The 6,227-nt window shown below is 72.7% G+C and carries 7 protein-coding genes; 1 reads left to right on the top strand and 6 read right to left on the bottom strand.

The window, feature by feature from the left end; genetic code table 11:
• Positions 1–24: 24 nt before the first annotated feature.
• Positions 25–846, top strand: a complete 822-nt coding sequence (locus tag ABD327_RS33515; RefSeq protein WP_344456868.1) for an IclR family transcriptional regulator — start codon at positions 25–27, stop codon at positions 844–846.
• Positions 847–888: 42 nt separating this feature from the next.
• Here ABD327_RS33515 and ABD327_RS33510 read toward each other — a convergent pair whose 3' ends face one another.
• From ABD327_RS33510 to ABD327_RS33485, 6 genes are read right to left on the bottom strand one after another with little or no spacing between them, the layout of a single operon-like run.
• Positions 889–1,815 carry an ABC transporter permease gene (locus ABD327_RS33510; protein ID WP_344456866.1) on the bottom strand — a complete coding sequence of 309 codons (927 nt, stop codon included), beginning with the start codon at positions 1,813–1,815 and terminating at the stop codon, positions 889–891.
• 25 nt (positions 1,816–1,840) lie between these two features.
• On the bottom strand, positions 1,841–2,767 hold the full coding sequence (locus ABD327_RS33505; RefSeq protein WP_344456864.1) for an ABC transporter permease: 927 nt from the start codon (positions 2,765–2,767) through the stop codon (positions 1,841–1,843).
• Positions 2,764–3,045, bottom strand: coding sequence for a hypothetical protein (locus ABD327_RS33500; RefSeq protein WP_344456862.1), 282 nt, complete (start codon positions 3,043–3,045; stop codon positions 2,764–2,766). The genes ABD327_RS33505 and ABD327_RS33500 overlap by 4 nt, the downstream gene beginning before the upstream one ends.
• Complete coding sequence (locus ABD327_RS33495; protein ID WP_344456859.1) at positions 3,042–4,082, bottom strand: ABC transporter ATP-binding protein; 1,041 nt, start codon at positions 4,080–4,082, stop codon at positions 3,042–3,044. Before ABD327_RS33495 ends, ABD327_RS33500 begins: the two co-directional genes overlap by 4 nt.
• Entirely contained in the window at positions 4,075–5,124 is a 1,050-nt protein-coding gene (locus ABD327_RS33490) for an ABC transporter ATP-binding protein (protein ID WP_344456857.1), read from the bottom strand. Before ABD327_RS33490 ends, ABD327_RS33495 begins: the two co-directional genes overlap by 8 nt.
• Positions 5,121–6,224 carry a class I SAM-dependent methyltransferase gene (locus tag ABD327_RS33485; protein ID WP_344456854.1) on the bottom strand — a complete coding sequence of 368 codons (1,104 nt, stop codon included), beginning with the start codon at positions 6,222–6,224 and terminating at the stop codon, positions 5,121–5,123. The genes ABD327_RS33490 and ABD327_RS33485 overlap by 4 nt, the downstream gene beginning before the upstream one ends.
• Between the last annotated feature and the right edge of the window lie 3 nt (positions 6,225–6,227).

The following is a 6,227-nucleotide window of genomic DNA, read 5'->3' as shown; positions in this document are numbered from 1 at the left end:
CCGACCGAGACTTAGGATCTACACGTGACCGAGAAGAGCGTTTCGGGACGTACCGCCACACGCGCCGCGGACGGCTCGGGAACCGAGACCGCGGCGCGCGTCGCCGACGTGCTCCTGCTGTTCGCCGGCGGCCCCCAGTACCTGGGCGTCAGCGCGATCAGCCGGGAACTGGGCCTGTCCAAGGCCGTGGTGCACCGCATCCTGCAGTCCCTGGTGTCCCGCGAGATGCTGCAGACCGACCCGGGGGTGCCCGGCTACCGGCTGGGGCCCGCGGCGGTGGCGCTCGGGGCGAGCGCGCTGTCGCGGTTCGAGACCCGCACCGCCGCGCTGCCCGTGCTGCGCAGGCTGCGCGACGAGACGGGCGAGACCAGCACCCTGTCCGGGCTGGTCGGCGAGGAGCGCGTCTACCTGACGCAGTTCGAGAGCCCGTACGAGGTCAAGATGACCGTCGAGGTGGGCCGCAGGTTCCCGCTGTACGCGGGCTCCTCCGGCAAGGCCATCCTGGCGTTCCTGCCGGAGGACCGGCGCGAGACGCTGCTGTCCAGGCCGCTGTCCCCGCTCACCGAGCACACCGTCACCGACACCGATGAGCTCCGCGCCGAGCTGGCCTCGATCGCGCGGGCGGGCGCCGCGGTGTCGCTCGGCGAGCGCCAGTCCGACGCCGGGTCGGTCGCCGCCCCCCTGTTCGGCCCGGACGGCGAGGTCCACGGCTCGATCAGCGTGTGCGGGCCCCGGCACCGCTTCACCCCCGAGGTGGTGGACCGGCACCGCGAGCTGGTGCTCGCCGCCGCCGAGGAGATCAAGACGAGCTGGGCCTGGCTGCGCACGCCGAAGGAGCGCCGCTGACCGTATGGTCGGCGACGCTCCTCCTTCACCACTACCGGCGGGTCACCACAGTTCGGGGTCGCTCTTGGTGCGGGCCGACGGGTTGAGCGCGTCGCGCACCGCGTCGCCCAGCAGGTTGAACGCCACGACCACCAACATGATCGCCAGGCCGGGGAAGACCGTGGCCCACCAGGCCAGGCGCAGCGTGGTGCGCGAGTCCGACAGCATGCTGCCCAGGGAGAAGTCCGGCGGCTGCACGCCCAGGCCCAGCAGGCTGAGCGCGCTCTCCACCAGGATCATCACGCCGGCGCTGGTCGACCACAGGATGATGACCGGGCCGAGCACGTTGGGCGCGATGTGCCGGAAGAGGATCGCCGGGGTCCGCGCCCCGATGGTGTGGGCCGCGGTGACGAAGTCCATGCGCTTGGTCTGGGAGACCGAGTTGACGATCGTCCGCGCGTAGTTCGCCCACCCCCACACCGCCAGGATGATCATGAGCTTGACGATGCCGGGACCGACGACCGCGGCGAGCGCGACGCCCACCGCGACGAACGGGATCGCGAACTGGATGTCGGCCAGCCGCATGAGCAGCATGCCGACGCCGTTCTCGAAGTACCCGGCGATCAGGCCGAGCACCAGGCCGAACAGCGCGGCGCCGGTGGCGGTCACCACGCCGACGACCAGGCTGAGCCGCAGCCCGTACAGCAGCCGGCTGAAGACGTCGCGCCCGAGGGTGTCGGTGCCCAGCAGGTAGCCGCCCTCGCCGCCCAGCCACGACGGCGCCTGGCTCGCCGCGGCGAGGTTCTGGTGGGTGGGGTCGTGCGGCACGAGCCACGGGGCGAAGACCGCGATCAGCACCAGCACCGCCAGCATCGGGATCGCGATGCGCCCGGAGGTGTCGCCCCAGACCCGGCCGAGGATCTCGACGAGGCGGCCGCGGCTGCGCCGAACCGGCTTGGACTTGGCGACCGGGACGGTGGCCGTGGTCATGAGGTCCTCCCTGGGATCATGGGGGTCATGCCGCCGCCTTGGCGCGCAGCCTGGGGTCGATCAGCCGGACGATGAGGTCCATGGCGATGTTGACCAGGGTGATGAGCATGGCCATGCAGAACACGCTGGCCTGCACCAGCGGGAAGTCCTGGTTGCCCACGCTGCGGATGAGCAGCGCGCCCAGGCCGTTGTAGCCCAGCAGCGGCTCCAGCACGAGCAGCGCGCTGAACAGGAACGAGAACTCGATGCCCAGCCAGGCCAGCAGCGGCGGCATCGCGCCGGGCAGGGCGTGGCCGAACAGGACCTTCCAGGGCGGCACGCCCTTGGAGCGGGCGGTGAGCACGTGCCCCTCGCCGAAGGAGTCCAGGAGCTGGCCGCGCACCAGCCGGGTGGTGGTCGACACCGCCGCGAGGGTCAGCGCGAGCACCGGGATCACCAGGCTGGCCATGCCGTCGCTGCCGGTGGCCGGCAGCCACTGCAGGTTCACCGCCAGCAGCAGCACCAGCAGCAGCGCCATCCAGAAGTAGGGCACGCTGCCGGTGATGAAGGCGCCGACCATGAGCAGGCGGCCGGAGACGCGGCTGGGCTTCAGCGCGGCGACGATGCCGATGCCGAAGGACACCACCACGCACAGCACCAGGGACGGGATCACCAGCCACAGGCTCGGGCCGAGCCGTTCCATGACCATCGTCGCGGCGGGCTGGCCGAAGGAGAACGACTGCCCGAAGTCGAAGGTGACCGCGCTCAGCAGCGCCTGGCCGTACTGGACGAGGAAGGGCTCGTTGAGGCCGAGCCGCTCCCGGGTCGCCTCGAGCACCGCCGCGCTGGCGTCCGGCGGCGCCATCAGCTCGGCCGGGTCGCCCGACAGCTGGGCCAGGGCGAACAGGAAGGTGGTCACGCCCCAGGCGACCACGAGGACCAGCAGCAGCCGGCGGACCGCGTATCCGATCATCGGGGGCCTCCGGCGGCCGCGGCGTCCATGACGCGCTCGAGGAAGCGGCCGCGGTCGGCCGCCAGCCGGGCGCTCAGCTCGGGCCCGGGCTGGAAGCGGTCGAGGTCCTCGCGGGTGACCGAGCCCTTCTCCTCCAGGAGTTCCTCCAGGACGGTGAAGCGGTCGCGGAGCACCCACAGCTCGGAGGCGACCTCCATGAGGGCGTTGAACACCCCGTCCAGGTGTTCGGAACGTTCCAGGTGGACGGGGTTCTCAGCGGCGAATCCCGGCATGGTCATCCGCCTTTCTTGAGGGTCAGCAGTTCGGAGTCGGGAAGGGTGAGCGGGGGCGGCGCGGGCACCGCGCGATGTCCGAGTTCTCCGCCGAGCCGCAGCTCGCCCGGGAAGTGGCAGGCCGCCTGGCGGCCCTCGGCGACGGTGACCAGCGGCGGCGCCTGCTCGACGCATCTGGCGGTGGCCAGCGGGCAGCGGGAGCTGAACGCGCAGCCCGGCGGCCGGTCGACCGGGGAGGGGATGTCCCCGGTCGGCACGATCCGGTGCTCGGGGTCCCGCTGCATCGAGGCCAGCACCGCGGTGTAGGGGTGGGCGGGGTCGGCGAACAGCTCGGCGGCGGGGCCGATCTCCACCACCCTGCCCAGGTACATGACCGCGATCCGGTGGCTGAGGTGCCGCACCAGGGCCAGGTCGTGGGTGATGAACAGGTAGGCGAGACCGCGCTGACGCTGCAGTTCCTGCAGCAGGTTCACCACCTGGGCCTGGACCGAGACGTCCAGGGAGGCCGTCGGCTCGTCCGCCACGATCAGCGACGGGTCGAGCATGAGGGCCCGCGCGATGCCGACGCGCTGCCGCTGGCCGCCGGAGAGCTCCTGCGGGTACCGGCCGGCGAACGCCGGGTCCAGTCCCACCTGCTCCATCATCTCCATCACCCTGCGGTGCCGTTCGGCGGCGTCGCCGACCTTGTGCACCCGCAGCGGCTCGGCGAGCACGTCGCCCACCCGCTGGTAGGGGTTGAGCGAGGTCGACGGGTTCTGGAAGACCATCGCCATGCGGCGGCGGACCGCGGTGCGCAGCGCCGAGCCGCGCAGCGCGGTGATGTCGCGGCCCTCGAAGTCGATGCGGCCCGCGGTGGGCTTCTCCAGCCGGATCAGCATCCGGGCCACGGTGGTCTTGCCGCTGCCGGACTCCCCGACCAGGCCCAGGGTCTCGCCGCGGCGCACCTCGAAGGAGACCCCGTCGACGGCGCGCAGCGTGCGGCCGCCTCCGAGGCGGAACTCCTTGACCAGGCCTTCGGCCCGGGCGACGTACTGCTCACTCATCACGGGCTCCTGTGGTGATCGGACCGTACCCCTCGGTCAGCAGGCAGGCGGCGGACCGTCCCGGCAGGACCGGGCGCGGCTCGGGGCGCACGGAGCGGCACACCTCGTGCACGCTCGGGCAGCGGGCGGCGAACGCGCAGCCGGTCAGCTTCTCGCCGGGTCCCGGCGGGCGGCCCTCGATGGTGTGCAGCCGCTCGCCCGGCCGGTGGGAGCCGGGCGCGGAGCGCAGCAGCGACCAGGTGTAGGGGTGCCGCGGGCGGGCCAGGACCTCGGCGGTCGGCCCGGCCTCCACGACCTCGCCCGCGTACATCACCACCAGCCGGTCCGCCAGGTCCGTGATCACGTCCAGGTCGTGGGTCGCGATCACGATCGACAGGCCGAGCTCCCGGTTGAGCTCGCGGAGCAGCTCCAGGATCTGGGCCTGGGTCGTCACGTCCAGAGCCGTGGTCGGCTCGTCGCAGAACAGCACGGACGGCCCGGCCACCAGCGCCATCGCGATCACGATGCGCTGGGACTGGCCTCCGGAGACCTCGTGCGGGTAGGAGTTCATCCGGGAGGCGGGCTCGGGGATGCCGACCCTGGTCAGCATCTGCTCGGCCAGCCGGCGGGCCTCGTCACGGGACAGCGACGGGTCCGCCGTCCGCGCCGACTCGACCAGCTGGGCGCCGATGCGCTTCATCGGGTGCAGCGACCGCCACGGGTCCTGGAACACCAGCCGCGCCCGCTTGGCGCGCAGGTGGCGCAGGTGGCGCTTGGGCATGGCCAGCACGTCCTGGCCGTCCAGGATGATCGAGCCCTCCACCTGCGCCCCGGCGGGCAGCAGCCGCAGCGCGGCCATGATCGAGGTCGACTTGCCCGACCCCGACTCACCCGCCAGCGCCACGATCTCGCCCTTCGCGACGGTGAACGTGGCGTCGCGGATGATCCGCAGCGGGCCCTTGCCCGTCGGCAGCGTCACCCGGACGTCCCGCATGACCAGGGCGTCTTCGCGGGCCCCCTTCGAAGACGGCGCCGAGGCGGTCTCCAACAGTCCCTCGCTCACGTCGTCTCCTCTTCCTCGGCCGGGCGACGGGCCAGCGTCACCCACGGATAGCCGCCGGGACCGAGGGCCTGCTGGCGCACCTCGGTGAATCCGGCCGCCTCTGCGGTCTCCACCAGATCGGCCGTGGCGGTGGTCCGCCACCACGGCTCGTTTCCGTTCTCCGCGTCCCAGTCGTCCAGCCAGGCCTGGTAGGGGGCCCGCTTCGCGTACGGGGCGACGTCGGAGAACACCAGGTCCCCTCCCGGCCGCAGCAGCCGGAACGCCTCTTCGAAGACCTTGCGCACCGCGTGCGGGGGCAGCTCGTGCAGCAGGATGAACGAGGTCACCAGGTCCTGGCTGCGCTCCGGCAGCCCGGTCCGCTCGGCGGGTGCCCGCACCAGGTCCCAGGTCAGTCCCCGGTCGGCGGCCCGGCGCTGGGCGTAGCGCAGGGACGCCAGGGACAGGTCCACCCCGGTGACGCGGGCTCGCGTGAAGCGCTCGGCCAGCTTGAGCGTGTACTGCCCGGTGCCGCAGCCGAGGTCGCAGACGGCGGTGTAGTCCGTGCGCGGAGCCGCCGCCGCCACCTCGGCCCGCTGCCGGAAGATGTCCCCGTAAGTCGGTACCAGCATGTACCGGTAGACCAGCTCGTGGTGGACGAACCCCATGTGCTCGTGGCCGTCCCAGCCACCGGTGGTGCCGTGGAACTCGTACTGCCAGTACCGCGGCACCACCTCGTCTCCCCGGTCGAGAATCGCCGCGGGATCCGGCGCCTCCGCGAACTCCGCCAGCTCCGCGCGCTGGGCCTCGAAGGCCGCGGCGGCGCGCGGGGTCAGCGAACGGCGGCTCCAGCGCAGCGCGGCTCCGATCACCGCCTGGTCGGCGGAGCCGCCCAGAGCCCGATCGGCCGCCTCGCGCAGATCGCCGATCCGCGGATCCGGCGCGTCCGCCCAGGCCGCGACCTCGGGGGAGGCCTCGATCCGGGCTTTCACCCGGGCCCGCAGCGGGCCGAGGGCGGCCCGCTGCGCGGCCAGGAACTCCAGCTCGGCCCGGCCGCGCTGGTGCAACCGGACGTCCGGGTTCATCCCGTCGGGAACCGGTGCGGCGATCTCGTCCGGGGACAAGGG

It is taken from the genome of Actinocorallia aurantiaca, from assembly GCF_039533685.1.
Taxonomy (GTDB): domain Bacteria; phylum Actinomycetota; class Actinomycetes; order Streptosporangiales; family Streptosporangiaceae; genus Actinocorallia; species Actinocorallia aurantiaca.
The sequence above is the reverse complement of the archived record's forward strand: the minus strand, read 5'-3'. Positions and strand labels throughout refer to the sequence as shown.

Coding starts and splice junctions, on each gene's coding strand:
- ABD327_RS33505 (WP_344456864.1), bottom strand. CDS start 2,767: ATGATCGGATACGCGGTCCGCCGGCTGCTGCTGGTCCTCGTGGTCGCC.
- ABD327_RS33510 (WP_344456866.1), bottom strand. CDS start 1,815: ATGACCACGGCCACCGTCCCGGTCGCCAAGTCCAAGCCGGTTCGGCGC.
- ABD327_RS33500 (WP_344456862.1), bottom strand. CDS start 3,045: ATGACCATGCCGGGATTCGCCGCTGAGAACCCCGTCCACCTGGAACGT.
- ABD327_RS33495 (WP_344456859.1), bottom strand. CDS start 4,082: ATGAGTGAGCAGTACGTCGCCCGGGCCGAAGGCCTGGTCAAGGAGTTC.